At 73.3% G+C, this 16,146-nt stretch carries 17 protein-coding genes; 14 read left to right on the top strand and 3 right to left on the bottom strand.

Annotated elements, in window-relative coordinates:
- Positions 1 to 6: 6 nt before the first annotated feature.
- The 5 genes from ABWI07_RS23470 to ABWI07_RS23450 all read left to right on the top strand — a co-directional run bounded on the left by ABWI07_RS23470 (position 7) and on the right by ABWI07_RS23450 (position 5,178).
- Positions 7 to 1,170 carry a pyridoxal phosphate-dependent aminotransferase gene (locus tag ABWI07_RS23470; protein WP_353819798.1) on the top strand — a complete coding sequence of 388 codons (1,164 nt, stop codon included), beginning with the start codon at positions 7 to 9 and terminating at the stop codon, positions 1,168 to 1,170.
- 107 nt (positions 1,171 to 1,277) lie between these two features.
- The gene (locus ABWI07_RS23465) at positions 1,278 to 2,252 is read left to right on the top strand and encodes a carbamate kinase (RefSeq protein ID WP_353819797.1); all 975 of its coding nucleotides are present in this window, start codon (positions 1,278 to 1,280) and stop codon (positions 2,250 to 2,252) included.
- Positions 2,253 to 2,343: 91 nt separating this feature from the next.
- Positions 2,344 to 3,456: a barbiturase gene (bar, locus tag ABWI07_RS23460; RefSeq protein WP_235036542.1), complete on the top strand. Its 1,113-nt coding sequence runs from the start codon at positions 2,344 to 2,346 to the stop codon at positions 3,454 to 3,456.
- Positions 3,457 to 3,537: 81 nt separating this feature from the next.
- A complete protein-coding gene (locus ABWI07_RS23455; protein WP_149257311.1) occupies positions 3,538 to 4,233 on the top strand; it encodes an SseB family protein in 696 nt (231 codons plus the stop codon).
- A gap of 192 nt (positions 4,234 to 4,425) precedes the next feature.
- Positions 4,426 to 5,178, top strand: a complete 753-nt coding sequence (locus tag ABWI07_RS23450; protein ID WP_353819796.1) for a phytanoyl-CoA dioxygenase family protein — start codon at positions 4,426 to 4,428, stop codon at positions 5,176 to 5,178.
- Here ABWI07_RS23450 and ABWI07_RS23445 read toward each other — a convergent pair.
- Positions 5,175 to 6,275 (bottom strand): DUF2332 domain-containing protein, encoded by a 1,101-nt coding sequence (locus tag ABWI07_RS23445; protein WP_353819795.1) that lies wholly within the window; start codon positions 6,273 to 6,275, stop codon positions 5,175 to 5,177. The genes ABWI07_RS23450 and ABWI07_RS23445 overlap by 4 nt on opposite strands.
- A 76-nt stretch (positions 6,276 to 6,351) precedes the next feature.
- Here ABWI07_RS23445 and aroC point away from each other — a divergent pair, with 76 nt between their 5' ends.
- From aroC to aroQ, 4 genes are read left to right on the top strand one after another with little or no spacing between them, the layout of a single operon-like run.
- Positions 6,352 to 7,530 (top strand): chorismate synthase, encoded by a 1,179-nt coding sequence (gene aroC, locus ABWI07_RS23440; protein ID WP_149257308.1) that lies wholly within the window; start codon positions 6,352 to 6,354, stop codon positions 7,528 to 7,530.
- Between the two features lie 8 nt (positions 7,531 to 7,538).
- Positions 7,539 to 8,078 carry a shikimate kinase gene (locus ABWI07_RS23435; protein ID WP_149257307.1) on the top strand — a complete coding sequence of 180 codons (540 nt, stop codon included), beginning with the start codon at positions 7,539 to 7,541 and terminating at the stop codon, positions 8,076 to 8,078.
- Positions 8,075 to 9,151, top strand: coding sequence for a 3-dehydroquinate synthase (aroB, locus tag ABWI07_RS23430; RefSeq protein WP_353819794.1), 1,077 nt, complete (start codon positions 8,075 to 8,077; stop codon positions 9,149 to 9,151). Before ABWI07_RS23435 ends, aroB begins: the two co-directional genes overlap by 4 nt.
- Positions 9,148 to 9,591: a type II 3-dehydroquinate dehydratase gene (aroQ, locus tag ABWI07_RS23425; RefSeq protein ID WP_149257305.1), complete on the top strand. Its 444-nt coding sequence runs from the start codon at positions 9,148 to 9,150 to the stop codon at positions 9,589 to 9,591. Before aroB ends, aroQ begins: the two co-directional genes overlap by 4 nt.
- 193 nt (positions 9,592 to 9,784) lie before the next feature.
- Here the strand turns inward: aroQ and ABWI07_RS23420 are convergent, their stop codons facing one another.
- Positions 9,785 to 10,360, bottom strand: coding sequence for a TetR/AcrR family transcriptional regulator (locus ABWI07_RS23420; protein WP_149257304.1), 576 nt, complete (start codon positions 10,358 to 10,360; stop codon positions 9,785 to 9,787).
- A 151-nt stretch (positions 10,361 to 10,511) separates the two neighbouring features.
- Between ABWI07_RS23420 and ABWI07_RS23415 the strand changes: the two genes are divergently transcribed.
- Both ABWI07_RS23415 and ABWI07_RS23410 read left to right on the top strand, forming a co-directional pair.
- Positions 10,512 to 11,177 carry an enoyl-CoA hydratase-related protein gene (locus ABWI07_RS23415; RefSeq protein ID WP_149257303.1) on the top strand — a complete coding sequence of 222 codons (666 nt, stop codon included), beginning with the start codon at positions 10,512 to 10,514 and terminating at the stop codon, positions 11,175 to 11,177.
- Between the two features lie 81 nt (positions 11,178 to 11,258).
- The gene (locus ABWI07_RS23410) at positions 11,259 to 12,305 is read left to right on the top strand and encodes an LLM class F420-dependent oxidoreductase (RefSeq protein ID WP_149257302.1); all 1,047 of its coding nucleotides are present in this window, start codon (positions 11,259 to 11,261) and stop codon (positions 12,303 to 12,305) included.
- Between the two features lie 84 nt (positions 12,306 to 12,389).
- Here ABWI07_RS23410 and ABWI07_RS23405 read toward each other — a convergent pair whose 3' ends face one another.
- Positions 12,390 to 13,892, bottom strand: coding sequence for a flavin monoamine oxidase family protein (locus tag ABWI07_RS23405; RefSeq protein ID WP_353819793.1), 1,503 nt, complete (start codon positions 13,890 to 13,892; stop codon positions 12,390 to 12,392).
- A gap of 160 nt (positions 13,893 to 14,052) precedes the next feature.
- On the opposite strand from ABWI07_RS23405, the gene ABWI07_RS23400 reads away from it, so the two are divergent.
- From ABWI07_RS23400 to nusB, 3 genes are read left to right on the top strand one after another with little or no spacing between them, the layout of a single operon-like run.
- Positions 14,053 to 15,129 (top strand): M24 family metallopeptidase, encoded by a 1,077-nt coding sequence (locus ABWI07_RS23400; protein ID WP_149257301.1) that lies wholly within the window; start codon positions 14,053 to 14,055, stop codon positions 15,127 to 15,129.
- A 33-nt stretch (positions 15,130 to 15,162) separates the two neighbouring features.
- On the top strand, positions 15,163 to 15,720 hold the full coding sequence (efp, locus tag ABWI07_RS23395) for an elongation factor P (protein WP_149257300.1): 558 nt from the start codon (positions 15,163 to 15,165) through the stop codon (positions 15,718 to 15,720).
- A 1-nt stretch (position 15,721) separates the two neighbouring features.
- Positions 15,722 to 16,138, top strand: coding sequence for a transcription antitermination factor NusB (gene nusB / locus ABWI07_RS23390; RefSeq protein ID WP_149257299.1), 417 nt, complete (start codon positions 15,722 to 15,724; stop codon positions 16,136 to 16,138).
- Positions 16,139 to 16,146 lie beyond the last annotated feature (8 nt).

Below are 16,146 nucleotides of genomic sequence, written 5' to 3'. Positions count from 1 at the left end.
TGGGGCGTGAGCGAGCCATTGGTCGAGCGCATGCAGGGATTCGGCGAGACGATCTTCGCTGAGATGTCGGCTCTCGCCGTCCGGACCGGGGCCATCAATCTTGGCCAGGGCTTTCCGGACGAGGACGGCCCGGCGGGGGTCCTGGACGCGGCGGTGCAGGCGATCCGGACGGGCGCGAACCAGTATCCGCCCGGTCCCGGCCTGCCCGAACTCCGGGAGGCCGTGGCGGCGCAGCGGCTGGAGCGGTACGGGCTGTCGTTCGATCCGGCGACCGAGGTGTTCGTGACCGTCGGCGCCACCGAGGGGATCGCCGCCTCCGTGCTGGCGCTGGCGGGGCCGGGCGACGAGGTGATCGTGTTCGAGCCGTACTACGACTCCTACGCGGCCGTGATCGCGCTCGCCGGGGCAGTGCGCAGGCCGGTCACGCTGCGCCCGGTCGAGGGGCGTTTCACCTTCGACCCGGACGAACTGCGCGCCGCCGTCGGCCCGCGCACCCGGGCGATCCTGGTGAACTCGCCGCACAACCCGGCCGGCACCGTGTTCACGCGGGACGAGCTGGAGGCCATCGCGGACGTCTGCCGGGAGCACGACCTGGTCGCGATCACCGACGAGGTCTACGAGTACCTGACGTTCGACGAGACCGAGCACATCCCGCTGGCGACGCTCGACGGCATGCGCGAGCGGACGGTGTCGGTGTCGTCGGCGGGCAAGTCGTTCTCGGTGACCGGCTGGAAGACCGGCTGGGTGACGGCGCCCGCCCCCTACATCCGGGCCGTCCAGACCGTGAAGCAGTTCCTCACCTACGCGGTCAGCGCCCCCTACCAGCGCGCCGCCGCCTACGCGCTGCGCAACGAGATCCCGTGGGTGGAGGAGCTGCGCAAGTCGCTCCAGGCGAAGCGGGACCGCCTCATCACCGGCCTTGAGGTCGCGGGGTTCACGACCTTCCGGCCGCAGGGCACCTACTTCGTGCAGGCCGACATCCGCCCGCTCGGCTTCACCGACGGCATGGAGCTGGCCCGCGCCCTGCCGGACAAGGCGGGCGTCGTCGCGATCCCGAGCCAGGTGTTCTACGACCACGCCGAGGCGGGCGCCCACTTCGTCCGGTTCGCGTTCTGCAAGAAGGACGAGGTCATCGACGAGGCCGTGAGCCGCCTCGCGCGCCTGCGCTGAACGGTCCCGGGGCGCCGGGGCATTGCCGGAAAGTGCCGAAGAAACGGCGTTCGTTGGGCGGAATTCGCCCGTGAGCGGTGCCCGCCGCGCGGGTTAGCGTCCGTCCCGTGACCCGGGGCCATCAGGGAGAAGACGGCGCGACGCGCACCGGCGAGCGGATCCTGATCGCGCTCGGCGGCAACGCCATGACCGCGCCGGACGGCAGCGCCACCCCGGACGCCCAGGCGGCCGCGATCGAGGGCGCGATGGCGCACGTGGCCGATCTCGTGGCGGCGGGCGCGCGGGTCGCGCTCACGCACGGCAACGGCCCGCAGGTCGGCAACCTGCTGATCAAGAACCAGCTGGCGGCGGGCGTGGTGCCGCCCGTCCCGCTGGACTGGTGCGGCGCGCAGACCCAGGCCACCGTCGGCGTGATGATCATGAATGCGCTGGAGCGGGCGCTGGCCGCGCGGGGTGCGGCCCGCCCGGTGTCGACGGTGGTGACCCGGACGCTCGTGGACGCCGCCGACCCCGGTTTCCTGGCCCCCGCCAAGCCGATCGGCCGCTACTTCCCCGAGGCGGAGGCCCGCCGCTCGATCGCGCTCGGCCAGGTCTGGAAGGACTTCGGGGACCGTGGCTGGCGGCGCGTCGTCGCCTCGCCGGAGCCGCTGGAGATCCTGGACGCCGACGCGGCCGCCGTGCTCCTGGACGCGGGACACGTCGTGGTCGCCGCGGGCGGCGGGGGAGTGCCCGTGGTCCGGGCGGACGGGGCGCTGCGCGGCGTCGAGGCCGTCGTGGACAAGGACCTGGCCGCGCAACTGCTGGCCCGCCGCCTGGAGGCGACCACCCTCGTGATCGCCACCGACGTGGAGAACGCGATGACCGGGTTCGGGACGCCGCGGGCCCGCCCGCTGCACCGCACGACGGTCGCGGAGCTGACGGAACTGGCCGCCGCAGGGCACTTCGCCGGCGGCAGCATGGGCCCGAAGGTCGAGGCGGTGCGGCGGTTCGTCGCGGCCGGCGGTCGGCGCGCCGCGATCGCCTCGCTGCCCCGGCTCGGCGACGCCGCGCACGGCAAGGCCGGGACGGTCGTCGAGGACTGACCCCGGGTAGAGACCGATCACCAGTGCGGCCGGCGAGCAGGCCGGCCGGCGAGCAGCACGGCCCGATGAGCGGCACGGCAGTTGAGGAGCGATGACGGTGCCCGATCCGATCGAAGTCCGCAAGATCCCCATCGAGAGCGTGACCGACGCGTCCGGGCTCGCCCGGCTGATCGACGACGGCGTCCTGGAGGCCGACCGGGTCCTCGCCGTGGTCGGCAAGACCGAGGGCAACGGCGGCGTGAACGACTACACGCGGCTGCTCGCCGACCGGGCGTTCCGCGAGGTGCTCCTCGCCAAGGGCACGCGGACGGCGGACGAGGTGGCGCGCGTCCCGCTGGTGTGGTCGGGCGGCACGGACGGGGTGCTCAGCCCGCACGCGACCGTCTTCGCGACCGTCGACCCCGCCCGCGTCCCCGCCTCCGACGAGCCGCGGCTGTCGGTCGGCGTCGCGATGAGCGAGATCATCCTGCCCGAGGACATCGGACGCCCCGCGATGGTGGAGACCGTCGCCGCCGGCGTCCGCGAGGCCATGAAGACCGCCGGGATCGACGATCCGGCCGACGTCCACTACGTGCAGACCAAGACGCCGCTGCTCACCCTCGACACGATCAACGACGCGAAGACGCGCGGCCGCGACGTCGTCACCGAGGACACCCTCAAGTCCATGGACATCTCCAACTCCACGACCGCGCTCGGCATCGCCGTCGCGCTCGGCGAGATCGAGGCGCCCTCCGCCGACCAGATCCACAAGGACCTGTCGCTGTACTCGTCGGTGGCGTCGTGCTCGTCCGGCGTCGAGCTGGACCGGGCGCAGATCGTGGTCGTCGGCAACGTGCGCGGCATCGGCGGCCGGTACCGGGCCGGGCACGGTGTGATGAAGGACGCACTGGACGCCGACGGGATCTGGGACGCGATCCGCTCGACGGGCCTGGACCTGCCCGAGCGGCCCCGCACGTCCGACCTCGGCGACCGGCTCGTCAACGTGTTCATCAAGTGCGAGGCCGACCCGAGCGGCTCGGTGCGCGGCCGCCGCAACATCATGCTCGACGACTCCGACGTGCACTGGCACCGGCAGATCAAGGCGTGCGTCGGCGGCGTCGCGGCCTCGGTCACCGGCGACCCGGCGGTGTTCGTGTCGGTCGCGGCCGTGCACCAGGGCCCGTCCGGCGGCGGCACCGTCGCGGCCATCGCCGACCTCGGCTGACGGCGGCGGGACGCGACGCGGTCGCGGAGAGTATCCTTGGAGTGGCCCCCTGTCGTCGCCGGAGGTTATAGCCTTCCTGCCGTGTCCGGACTGACCATTCCCGAACCACAGTTCCCCGGGGACGACGGAAGCGCCGACCCCCGGTTGTGCGAGGCGCTCGCCGGCTACGCGGCCGGCCGTGTCGGCGCCCACACGGTGCTGCGGCGGCTCCAGGGGGCGCGGCTGCTGGTGCCGATCGTCGCCGTCCTCACCGAGGAGGAGCCGACGGAGCCCGGCGAGCTGCGGCGGGAGAAGTCGAGCGACATGGCGCTGCCCACCCTGATCGGCGACGACGGGCGGCGCGGCGTGCTCGGCTTCACCTGCACCGAGACGATGAAGGCGTGGCGCGCCGACGCCCGCCCGGTCGCGGTGCGGGCCGGCGACGCCTGCCGCGCCACCCTCGACGAAGGCGCGGACGCCCTGGTCGTGGACGTGGCGGGCCCGGTCCCGTTCGCCGTGGACGGGCTGCGCCTGCACCTGCTCGCCGACGGCCGCCCCATCCCGCCGCCCCACGAGGACCCCGACGTCCTGGCCGCGGTCGAGGCCGCGTTCGGCTCCGACCCGTCGGTCACCGGCGTCCGCGTCGTCGAGGGCACCTCCGCGGAGATCGCCGTCCGGTTCGCCGTCGTCCCCGGGCACGACGAGCGGAGCACCGTGCAGCGGGTCTCCGACCGGCTCGCCGAACTGCTGCGCGGCCGGATCGTCGGCGGCGTCGAACTGAACGTCCTGCGCAGATAGCACCCGCCCGCGGGCAGGCGCTGCGTGCCGGAAGCGGCCGCGCGCTGGTACCGGCCCGCGCAGGTACGGCCCCGCGCGTGCGTAGCGGACCGCGTGCGGGCGGATCGGGGTGCGTCCGGCGAACCGGCGTCCGGATCCGCGGCGGCGGTAAATCGTTGGCGTTCGGCGCGGGCGCTCTGCGAGCCTGGCGCCATGATCGACGTCGATGCCTTCATCACCGACGGGTACGTCCGGGTGGAGCAGGCGTTCCCCCGCGAGCTGGCCGCCGAGTGCCGCGGCATCCTGTGGCGCGAGACCGGCTGCGACCCCGACGATCCCGCGACGTGGACGCGTCCGGTGGTGCGGCTCGGCGACCATGCCGAGGCGCCGTTCCGGGCCGCCGCGAACACCGACCGCCTGCGCGCCGCTTTCGACGCCGTCGTCGGCAAGGACGCGTGGCTGCCGTGCGGCGGCCTCGGCACGTTCCCGGTGCGGTTCCCCAGCGACCAGCCGCCCGGCGACGACGGCTGGCACATCGACGCCGGCTTCCCCGGCGACGACCCCGCCGACTTCATGTCCTACCGGGTGAACGTCGCGTCGAAGGGCCGCGCGCTGCTGATGCTGTTCCTCTTCTCCGACGTGGGGGAGGACGACGGGCCGACCCGCATCCGGGTGGGGTCCCACCTGGACGTCCCGCCGATCCTGGAGCCCGCGGGGGAGGAGGGGCTCGCGTTCATGGACCTGGCGGGCAAGGCCGTCCCCGCGACCGAGCACCGTCCGCTCGCCCATGCCGCGGGACGGGCCGGCGACGTGTACCTGTGCCACCCGTTCCTTGTGCACGCCGCGCAGGCGCACCATGGCACGCGCCCCCGGTTCATGGCGCAGCCGCCGCTGCTCCCCGCCGGGCCGCTTCCCGCGTCGTCCCCCGTCCGGCTCGCGATCGGGCGGGGGCTCGGGCGCTCCTAGTACCAGGTCGTCGGGAGGCCGTGCGACGGCGCCTCGCCGAGGACCACGCGTTCCCCGCCCGGCCACAGCCGCAGCGTCACGACGTGCAGGACGTCGAGCCGCGAGGCGTCGCGCCCCTCGAACGACAGGTGCGCCACGGGCGCGTCGGGGGTGGCCGCCGCCCCGGCCCGCTCGATGCTCCGGTCGACGCGCGCGCCCTCCTCGTCCGACAGGTACGCGCGCATCGTCGAGTGCCACACGACCGTGACGACACCCTCCCGGGGGGCCAGCCCTTCCAGGAAGTCCGCCGCGCCCGCCTGCACGACCGTCGCGGGGACCGCGGCGGCCACCTCGAACGCCGCCCGCAGCCGCGCCGCCCGCGCCGCCTGGTCGGGCCACACGTACGACAGGAGCCGCCGCCGCGCGGCGGGCGAGGCCGGGTCCAGCGGGTTCGGGTCGCATCCCCGCCGCTCAGTGATGGAGAGGGGCGCGTCGACCGGCGGCAGGCCCCGCCAGGCGTCCGGCAGGACGACCGGCGACTCGGGCCCGTACGCGCCGCTCTCGTGCAGGAGGCGGAAGCGGTCGGCCCGGAGGTTCAGGCCCGCGCTGGCCCCGATCTCCAGCAGCCTGATCGGCAGGGGCTCTTCGGGCAGGGGCTTCACGGGCAGACGCGGGACAGGCGGACGCGCCGGCGCGGGGCGGCAGGCGTCCGCGATCGTGAGGAGCCCGCCGACGAGCGGGGCCGCCCGCCCGACCTCGTTGGTCTGCGGCGGGTCGGCGAGCCCGGCGCGGATCTCGGCGGCGTGCTCGGACAGCACCGCCCGGAACGCCGGCCAGGCCTCCAGCGGGTCCTCCGTCCCGCCCGCGGTCGGGTAGTGCGCGGCCAGTTCCGGCACCCGCCCTTCGAGGACGAGGCGGTGGACCGTCCCCAGCATCCCCAGGATGTAGCCGGTCCCGGTCCGCTCGCCGAGCACCTCCGTCACGGCCGCGCCCGGATCTCCGGCCGCCCGCGTGAGCAGCTCCGAGTACATCGGCGACCCCAGATCGGCGGACGCCCGCGCCTGGGCGAGCAGCGCCCGCCTCGTCTCGGCGGCCCCCCGCGAACCGGACTTCCCCATCGTCCACCTCCGCGACGAGCCTCTCAGATGCTGGACGGCGTCACGGGCGGGCGCGCGGAGTCAATAGGATTCACCCATGCTGCGCTGGTTGACCGCGGGGGAGTCCCATGGCCCGGCCCTGACCGCGATCGTGGAGGGGCTGCCGGCCGGTGTGCGCGTGACCTCGGGGGACATCGCCGAGGAGCTGCGCCGCCGGAGGCTCGGCCACGGGCGGGGCGCCCGGATGAAGTTCGAGCAGGACAAGGTCACGATCATCGGCGGCGTCCGGCACGGCGTGACGCTCGGCGGGCCGGTCGCGATCGAGGTCGGCAACACCGAGTGGCCCAAGTGGGAGACGGTCATGTCGGCCGACCCCGTGGACGCCGACGTCCTCGCGGCCCAGGCCAGGAACGCGCCGCTGTCGCAGCCGAGGCCCGGCCACGCCGACCTGGTCGGCATGCAGAAGTACGGGTTCGACGACGCCCGGCCCGTCCTGGAGCGGGCGAGCGCGCGGGAGACGGCGGCGCGGGTCGCGCTCGGCACCGTCGCCAAGGCGTTCCTGAAGCAGGCCCTCGGCGTGGACGTCCTGAGCCACGTGATCGCGCTCGGCGAGGTCGAGGCCCCCGAGGGCGTCCTGCCGGAGCCCGCCGACCTGGCCGGGGTCGACGAGAGCCCGGTGCGGTGCTTCGACGCCGAGGCGTCGGCGCGGATGGTCGCGCACATCGACGAGACCAAGAAGGCCGGCGACACCCTCGGCGGCGTCGTGGAGGTCCTCGCCTACGGCCTCCCGCCCGGCCTCGGCAGCCACGTCCACTGGGACCGGCGCCTCGACTCCCGGCTCGCCGGGATCCTGATGGGCATCCAGGCGATCAAGGGCGTGGAGCTCGGCGACGGGTTCACCACCGCCCGGCGGCCCGGCTCGCGGGCGCACGACGAGATCGACGCCACCACCGAGGGGATCCGCCGGCGCACCAACCGCGCCGGCGGCGTCGAGGGCGGCATGACCACCGGCGAGGTGCTGCGGGTGCGCGCCGCGATGAAGCCGATCTCGACCGTCCCGCGGCGGCTCGACACGATCGACGTCACGACCGGCGAGCCCGCCAAGGCGATCAACCAGCGCAGCGACGTGACGGCGGTCCCGGCCGCCGGGGTGGTCGCCGAGGCGATGGTCGCGCTCGTCCTCGCCGACGCTGCGCTGGAGAAGTTCGGCGGCGACTCCGCCGAGGAGACCGCCCGCAACCTGCGGGGCTACCTGTCCTCCCTGACGATCAAGTGAGCGGTGCCATGCGACCGAAGGCCGTCATCATCGGACCCCCCGGCTCGGGCAAGACCACGATCGGCACGGCGCTCGCCGACCGGCTCGGCGTCCCGCTGCGCGACACCGACGCCGACGTCGAGCGGGCCGCGGGCAAGCCGATCGGCGAGATCTTCATCGACGACGGCGAGGAGCGCTTCCGCGAGATGGAGCGGGCCGCCGTCGCCGCGGCGCTGACCGGGCACGAGGGCGTCGTCGCGCTCGGCGGCGGCGCCGTCCTCGCGGCGGAGACGCAGGAGCTGCTCGCCGGGCACACCGTCGTCTACCTGCGGGTCGGGCTCTCGGAGGCGATCAAGCGGGTCGGCCTGGCGTCGGCGCGGCCGCTGCTCGTGCTGAACCCGCGCAGCCAGATGCGCAAGCTCCTGGAGGAGCGGCTCCCGATCTACGAGCGGCTGGGCACCGTGCATGTCGACACCGACGGCCGCGAACCCGCCGACATCGTCGAAGAGGTCGTGAAGGCCCTGGAGGACGCCGCCCCCGCCGACCGCGACGGCGAGGAGAACGGGTGACGCCGCCGGCCCGGGTGTCCGTGGGGGGCGCCGAGCCCTACGACGTCGTCATCGGGACGGGCGTCCTCGGCGAGCTGCCCGCGATGGTCGGCGACAAGGCCCGGACCGTCGCGGTCGTGCACGCCGAGGGGCTGCCGGAGATCGCCCGCCCGGTGTGCGGGGCGCTCGAGCAGGCCGGGTACACGGTGCACGCGCTGCCCGTCCCCGACGGCGAGGCCGCCAAGGAGGCCGGCGTCCTGGCCGGGCTGTGGTCGGCGTTCGCCGCGCTCGGCATGACCCGGACCGACGTCGTCGTCGGCGTCGGCGGCGGCGCCACCACCGACCTCGCCGGGTTCGCGGCCGCGTCGTGGCTGCGGGGGGTGCGTGCGGTGCTCGTCCCGACGACGCTGCTCGGCATGGTGGACGCGGCGGTCGGCGGCAAGACCGGCATCAACATCCCCGAGGGCAAGAACCTGGTCGGCGCCTTCCACCCGCCCGGCGGCGTCCTGTGCGACCTCGCCACGCTGATGACGATGCCGCGCGAGGACTACATCAGCGGCCTCGCCGAGATCATCAAGGCCGGGTTCATCGCCGACCCGGAGATCCTGGCCCTGGTCGAGGACGACCCGAAGGGCGCCGCCGCACCTGACGGCCCGCACACCCGCGAGCTCGTGGAACGGGCCGTGCGGGTCAAGGCCGGCGTCGTCTCGGCCGACCTGAGGGAGAGCGGCCTCCGCGAGATCCTCAACTACGGCCACACCCTCGCGCACGCCATCGAGAAGAACGAGGACTACCGGTTCCGCCACGGCCACGCCGTCGCGATCGGCATGGTGTACGCCGCGGAGCTGTCCCGCCTCGCCGGGCGGCTGCCCGCCGAGGCCGTCCGGCGGCACCGCGACGTCCTGGAGTCCGTGGGCCTGCCGGTCTCCTACGCCGCCGACTGGCCCGGCCTGCGCGCCACCATGACCATCGACAAGAAGTCGCGGGGCGCCACGCTCCGGTTCGTCGTCCTCGACGGCATCGCCGAGCCCGGACGCCTCGAAGGCCCCGACGAGGCCCTGCTCGCCGCCGCCTACCGGGAGATCGCACGATGACCCGCGTCCTCGTCCTCAACGGCCCGAACCTGCGGCGCCTCGGGGTCCGCGAGCCCGAGAAGTACGGGACGGCGACCTTCGACGACCTGGTCGCCGTCTGCCGCGCGGCCGGGCGCCGCCTCGACCTGAACGTCGAGGTCCGGCAGACCGACGACGAGGCCGAGATGATGCGCTGGCTGCACGAGGCGGCCGACGAGCGCGTCCCCGTCGTGCTGAACCCGGCCGCGTTCACGCACTACTCCTACGCGCTGCGCGACGCGGTCGCCCAGCGCACCGCCCCGCTCGTCGAGGTCCACATCACCAACCCGGCCGCGCGCGAGGAGTTCCGCCACACCTCCGTCGTCGCCGGCGTCGCCACCGGCACCATCGCCGGCTTCGGCACCATGTCCTACGTCCTCGCCCTCCAGGCCGTGGCCGAGCTGATCGCCGAGAACTCCTAACTCCCCCCCGGCGGGCCTAGGGCCTTTCTCGAAGTGGCCTCGGCCACGCGCGCGAACGCGTGACCTGGCCGGTGGAGCGAAGCCGGAGGCGAGCGGAACCGGGCAGATCGCGAAGCGATGCCGCGTTCGCCCAGGCACGGTCACGCAGCGAGCCGCCAGGCGAGCGGAGTGGGCCGGGACTTTGAAACACTGCCTAGCCCTCTTCGGCCGCGCTGCGGGCCATGGCCTTGAGCTCGGCGACGACGTCGTCCAGCGGGGCGACGTCGCGGTGGGCGCGGCACAGGATGGTGGCGCCCTCGACGGCGGCGACGATGAGGCGGGCCAGCCGGGACGCGCGGTCGTCGGGGACGCCGGCGTTGCCGAGCCCGGTGGCGAGGGTGTCCTGCCAGCGCGCGAACGCCGCCGCCGCGGCGTCGGCGAGCTGCGGCGCGTCGTCGTGGGACTCGACCGTGACGGCGACGACGGGGCAGCCGGCCCGGAACCCGCTCCTGATCAGGACCTGCCGCCACCAGCTCGTGAAGGCGTCCACGGCCGACGCGGCGTCGCCGCTCTCGGTGGCGGCGAGGATGCCGGCGTTCAGGAACTCGCCGGCGTAGCGGACGGCCTCCTCGGCGAGCTGCGCCTTGCCGCCGGGGAAGTGGTGGTAGATCGACCCGCGCGGGGCGCCGCTGTGCGCGATGACGTCGCGGAACCCGGTGCCGCTGTAGCCGCGCTCGCGGAAGAGGTAGGCGGCGCTGCGCACCATGCGTTCCCTGCTGTCCGTCCCCATGGGACGATTATGACATTCATCATACGGTTCCCGCGTTGACCATGACGACCGTCATGGAGACATTTGGCCATGCCGGACGCCGACTCTGCTACTCGCGAGTAAGGTCGAGTGCGGTCAGGCGGGGAAGCGGGCAGGAAAGAAGGAGACCTTCGTGATCGACCTCCAGCGCGACGGAGACGTGTACGTCCTGCGGTTCGACGCGGGCGAGAACCGCTTCGGCCCGGACTTCCTCGACGCGGTCGAGGGGGCCCTCGACTCGGTGGCGAAGAACGACGGGCCGGGCGCGCTCGTCACCGTCGGGACCGGCAAGTTCTACTCCAACGGCCTGGACCTGGACTGGCTCGGCGCCAACCAGGACAGGTTCGAGGAGTACCTGCGCCGCGTGCACGCCCTGTTCGCGCGCGTCCTGTCGCTGCCGATGCCGACGGTCGCCGCGCTGAACGGGCATGCCTTCGCGGGCGGTGGCATGCTGGCCCTCGCGCATGACTTCGCCGTCATGCGGAGCGACCGCGGCTACTTCTGCCTGCCCGAGGTCGACCTCGGAATGAGCTTCACCCCCGGGATGAACGCGCTGATCACGGCACGGCTGCCGAAGGCCGCCGCGCACGAGGCGATGCTCACCGGCCGCCGGTACACCGCGGAGCAGGCGCGCGAGGCCGGGATCGTGCAGCGCGTCGCGGCGGAGGATGAGGTCCTGCCCGCCGCGGTGGAGTGGGCGGCGTCGCTGGCGAGCAAGAACGGCGCGGTCGTGGCGACGATCCGCACCGCGATGTACCGGCAGGCGCTGGACGCGCTGAACGGCCCGGCGCTGCCGTGACCCCTCCCCGCGGGCGGGCGGCGGGAGTAGGTTACGTTCGACTGGAATCGGATTCGGTTTAGGGAAGGGGCGCGGGAGACCATGCGCATCGGGATGGCGCTCAGCTACTCGGGCGGTTTCAAGGAGACCGTCGAGGAGCTCGCCGACTACGAGAAGGCCGGCCTCGACATCGTCTACGTCGCGGAGGCGTACAGCTTCGACGCGGTGAGCCAGATGGGCTACATCGCCGCCAAGACGGAGCGCGTGGAGATCGCCTCCGGCATCCTCAACATCTACTCGCGCACCCCGACCGCCATCGCGCAGACGGCCGCGGGGCTGGACTACGTCTCCGACGGGCGGTTCACGCTCGGCATCGGCGCGTCCGGCCCGCAGGTCATCGAGGGCTTCCACGGGGTCCCCTACACCGCGCCCCTCGGCCGCACCCGCGAGATCATCGAGATCTGCCGCAAGGTGTGGCGCCGCGAGCGGGTGCAGCACGACGGCAAGTACTACCACCTGCCGCTGCCGGAGGGGCAGGGCACCGGCCTCGGCAAGGCGCTCAAGCTCATCAACCACCCGGTGCGCGCCGACATCCCGATCATGGTCGCCGCGATCGGCCCGAAGAACGTCGAGCTGACCGCCGAGATCGCCAACGGCTGGGAGCCGATCTTCTACATGCCGGAGAAGGCCGCGGACGTGTGGGGCCCCTCCCTCGCGGCCGGCAAGGCCAAGCGCGACCCGGCGCTCGGCGAGCTGGACGTGGTCGGGCAGTCGCCGCTCGCCATCGGCGACGACGTGAAGGGCTTCCTGGAGTTCGGCCGCCCGATGGCCGCGCTCTACATCGGCGGCATGGGCGCCAAGGGCAAGAACTTCTACAACGACCTCGCCCGCCGGTACGGCTTCGAGAAGGAGGCCGAGGAGATCCAGGACCTGTACCTGGACGGCAAGAAGGACGAGGCCGCCGCGAAGGTCCCGCAGGAGCTGCTGGAGAAGATGTCCCTCATCGGCTCCGAGGGGCACGTCCGGGAGCGGCTCGCGGCGATGAAGGAGTCCGGCGTCACCACGCTCAACGTGGCCCCGATCGCGGGCGACCACAAGAGCCGCCTCGCCCTGATCGAGAAGGTCAAGGAGATGGCCGCCGACCTGTGACCGCGGACGTGTGAGGTCCCGCGGACGTGTGAGGGGTGGGCGACTCGTCGCCCACCCCTCACGGCCGTCTTACGGGCCCGCGCCCTACAGGGCCGCGTCGACCTCCTTGGCGACGCGCTCGCCGGAGCGGACGGCGCCGTCCATGTAGCCCGTCCAGTAGCCGGACGTCTCGGTGCCCGCCCAGTGGATCGGGCCGCACGGCTCCCGCAGCGCCGGGCCGAACGCGGTGAGCGCGCCGGGCGGGGCGACGCCGACAGGGCCGCCGCCGCTCCAGGTCTCGTTGTCCCAGCGCTGGAAGGCGGTCAGCGTCGGATTGGCGGCCTTGTCGCCGAACAGCTTGGTGAACGAGTCGAGGCCCGCCGCCCTGACCTCGGCGGCCGGCGCGGCGTCCAGCTTCCGCATGTTGGCCTGGTTCATGAAGCCCATCAGGATGCCGCGCGACCCGTCCGGCGGGCTGTTGTCGAACGTCGCGTCGATGGCGCCGCTGTCGGCCACGGCCTGCCCGGTCAGCCCGTCCGCGCGCCAGAACGGCGTGTCGTAGACGGCGACGAACTTGGCGACCGAGCCCATCGGGTACCGCTGCATGAGCTGCGCCCGGCTCGCGGGCAGCCCCGGCGAGAAGTCGATCTTCCCGGCGATCGCGGGGGACATCGCGACCACGACCCGCTTGGCCGACACCGTGACCCCGTCGGCGGTCACCGTGACGCCGCCCGAACCGGTGGCGATCGACCGCACCGGCGCGTTGTAGCGGATGATGTCGCCGAGCCTCGCCGCCAGCCGGATCGGCACCTCCTGGGAGCCGCCCACGAACCGCGACTCCTGCGCGCCGCCCTTCGTGTTGATCAGCCGGTCGATCGTCCCCGGGTTGGCCTCGTTGCCCGCCGAGGCCGCGTAGTTCAGCAGGTAGAGGAGGGAGACCTCCTGCGAGCGCATCGACAGGGTCGACGAGGCGAAGGCGTCCATCAGGAACCGCGCGCCGCCGCTCAGCGAGTTGGACCGCGACCAGGTGTGGAAGGTCTGCGCGTCCCACTCCTCGGCCTTGGCCGCCTTCCACGGCTCGCCCACCGGCACCTGCTGGACCATGCCCCCGAGCTTCAGAAGCGCGAGCTCCAGGTCGACCACGCCCCAGTCCGGCGGGACCGCGCCGAGCAGGCCGTCGGTCGCGTAGAGCGACCGCTTGCCGTCCCGGTAGTAGACGTTCTTGCCCTCGTTGTAGGTGGCGTAGGTGTCGACGCCCATGTCCTTGGCGAGCGCGGCGATGCGGTCCTGCGTCGGGCCGATGAACTCGGCGCCGCCCTCGTTGGTGGTGCCGTCGCCGAGGGGCATCCCGTAGACGCGGCCGCCGGGCCGCTCGCGCGCCTCCAGCACGATCACGGACCGGCCCGCCGCGACGAGGTCGCGGGCGGCGGTGAGGCCGGACAGCCCCGCGCCGACGATCACCACGTCCGCGGTGAGGGACGCGTCGAGGGGGGCGGCGAGCGGAGCCGTGCGGGCGCCGGCGGGCGGGGCCGCGGCCGCGGTGACGACGGCTCCGGCGGCGGTGAGCGCGCCTGTGCCCAGCAGTCTTCTTCTGCTGACTCGGGTCAAGGGGAATCACTCCTGGGGGGAAGTCCATTCGGGGGGAGGACGGACGGGACGGAGCACACGCCGGGTCACGCTAGGCCAGCCCTCGAGTAAAAGTCGAGGGTTATTCATGTTCGTGACCGCGTTGAGACGGCCTCCCAGGCGATCATCTAGAGTCCTGGCCATGGGGGAGACTCACCGCGCGCGCCGCCGCCGGCTCGCCGCGCTCGTCGCCGAACGGGACGCCGCCGCCCTGCTGGTGACCCGGCTCGTCAACGTCCGCTACCTGACCGGCCTGGACAGCTCGCGGGCCGCGCTGCTCGTCCCGGCCGACGGCCCCGCCGTGCTCGCGACCGACGGCCGCTACGCCGGGATGGCCGCGCAGGTCTGCCCGGAACTGCCCGTCGTCGTCGACCGGCAGGTGGCGGAGGCGCTGGTGAAGCGGGCGGCCGAGGACGGCCTCGGCCGGGTCGGCTTCGAGGCCCACGACGTGACCGTCGAGCACCACACGGCGCTCCTGGACGCCGCCGAGGTCGAACTGGCGCCGCTCGGCCGCCTCGTCGAGGAACTCCGCATGGTCAAGGACGAGGAGGAGATCGGCCTGCTCCGCGAGGCGTGCGCCGTCACCGACCGCGCGTTCGAGGCCGTCCTGCCCGAGATCCGCGCCGGGGTCACCGAGCGCGCCGTCGCGATCGCCCTCGAAAGGGCCATGGTCGACGAGGGCGCCGAGGGCCCCGCGTTCGAGTCGATCATCGCGTCCGGACCCAACGGCGCCGTCCCGCACCACCATCCCGGCGGCCGCGAGCTCCAGCGCGGCGACCTCGTCACCATGGACTTCGGCGCCCTCTACGGCGGCTACCACGCCGACATGACCCGCACCGTCGCGATCGGCGAGCCCGCCGCCTGGCAGCGCGACCTCTACGACCTCGTCCACCGCGCGCAGGCGGCCGCGCTGGCCGCCGCGCTGCCCGGCGCCGAGACGAAGGACGTGGACGCCGCCGCCCGCGACGTGATCGCGGACGCGGGGCACGGGGAGGCGTTCTCGCACGGCCTCGGGCACGGCGTGGGCCTGGAGATCCACGAAGCGCCGCTCATGGGGTACGACAAGACCGGTAAGCTGATGGATCGGGTTCCGATCACCGCTGAGCCGGGGGTCTACCTCACGGACCGGGGCGGGGTCCGCATCGAGGACACGCTGGTCGTCCGCGCGGGCGGGCCGGAGCTCCTCACCACAACGACCAAGGATCTGCTCGTCCTGTAGGACGCGCGGGCCCGCGACCGGGAGAACAACGCAGTGGCGACGACGAACGACCTGAAGAACGGCATGACGCTGAACATCGACGGCCAGTTGTGGACCGTCCTCGAGTTCCAGCACGTCAAGCCCGGCAAGGGCGGCGCGTTCGTCCGCACCAAGCTCAAGAACGTGCTGTCCGGCAAGGTGGTCGACAAGACCTTCAACGCCGGCACCAAGGTCGAGGTGGCCAGCGTCGACAAGCGCGAGATGCAGTACCTCTACCGCGAGGGCGAGGACTTCGTCTTCATGGACACCGAGACCTACGACCAGCCGCACATCCCCGCGGCCGTCGTCGGCGACGCCTCGAACTACCTGCTCCCCGAGCAGAACGCCGTGATCGCCTTCAACAACGAGAACCCGCTGTACGTCGAGCTGCCCGCCGCCGTCGTGCTGGAGATCACCGAGACCGAGCCCGGCCTGCAGGGCGACCGCTCCACCGGCGGCAGCAAGCCCGCCACTCTGGAGACCGGCGCGCAGATCCAGGTCCCGCTGTTCATCACCACCGGCGAGAAGGTCAAGGTCGACACCCGCTCCGGCGAGTACCTCGGCCGCGCCTGAGATGGCCGCGCGCACCAAGGCCAGGAAACTCGCGCTGGACATCCTGTTCGCCGCGGAGCTGCGGGAGGAGGAGCCGACGGCGGTGCTCGCCGCCCGCGGCCGTCCGAACCAGGACGAGCTCGCCGAGTACCCGCACGCCGTCCGGCTGATCGAGGGCGTCCAGGAGAACCGGGAGCGCATCGACGAGCTGCTCGCCACCTACGCGACCGGCTGGACGCTCGAACGGATGCCCGTCGTCGACCGCAACATCCTGCGGATGGGCACGTTCGAGCTGCTGTGGGTCGACGACGTCCCCGACGGCGTCGCGGTGAGCGAGGCGGTCGGCCTCGCCACCGAGCTGTCCACCGACGAGTCCCCCCGCTTCGTCAACGGCCTCCTGTCCCGCCTGCAGCAACTGAAGCCGTCGCTCAGCCTCTAATGCGTCTT

Source organism: Actinomadura sp. NPDC000600, assembly GCF_040492135.1.
Classification (GTDB): domain Bacteria; phylum Actinomycetota; class Actinomycetes; order Streptosporangiales; family Streptosporangiaceae; genus Spirillospora.
Note: the sequence above shows the minus strand (reverse complement) of the source record. Positions and strands in the feature narration are given on the sequence as shown.

Coding starts and splice junctions, on each gene's coding strand:
- bar (WP_235036542.1), top strand. CDS start 2,344: ATGACGGTGCCCGATCCGATCGAAGTCCGCAAGATCCCCATCGAGAGC.
- ABWI07_RS23450 (WP_353819796.1), top strand. CDS start 4,426: ATGATCGACGTCGATGCCTTCATCACCGACGGGTACGTCCGGGTGGAG.
- ABWI07_RS23445 (WP_353819795.1), bottom strand. CDS start 6,275: ATGGGGAAGTCCGGTTCGCGGGGGGCCGCCGAGACGAGGCGGGCGCTG.
- aroC (WP_149257308.1), top strand. CDS start 6,352: ATGCTGCGCTGGTTGACCGCGGGGGAGTCCCATGGCCCGGCCCTGACC.
- ABWI07_RS23435 (WP_149257307.1), top strand. CDS start 7,539: ATGCGACCGAAGGCCGTCATCATCGGACCCCCCGGCTCGGGCAAGACC.
- aroQ (WP_149257305.1), top strand. CDS start 9,148: ATGACCCGCGTCCTCGTCCTCAACGGCCCGAACCTGCGGCGCCTCGGG.
- ABWI07_RS23420 (WP_149257304.1), bottom strand. CDS start 10,360: ATGGGGACGGACAGCAGGGAACGCATGGTGCGCAGCGCCGCCTACCTC.
- ABWI07_RS23410 (WP_149257302.1), top strand. CDS start 11,259: ATGCGCATCGGGATGGCGCTCAGCTACTCGGGCGGTTTCAAGGAGACC.
- ABWI07_RS23400 (WP_149257301.1), top strand. CDS start 14,053: ATGGGGGAGACTCACCGCGCGCGCCGCCGCCGGCTCGCCGCGCTCGTC.
- nusB (WP_149257299.1), top strand. CDS start 15,722: ATGGCCGCGCGCACCAAGGCCAGGAAACTCGCGCTGGACATCCTGTTC.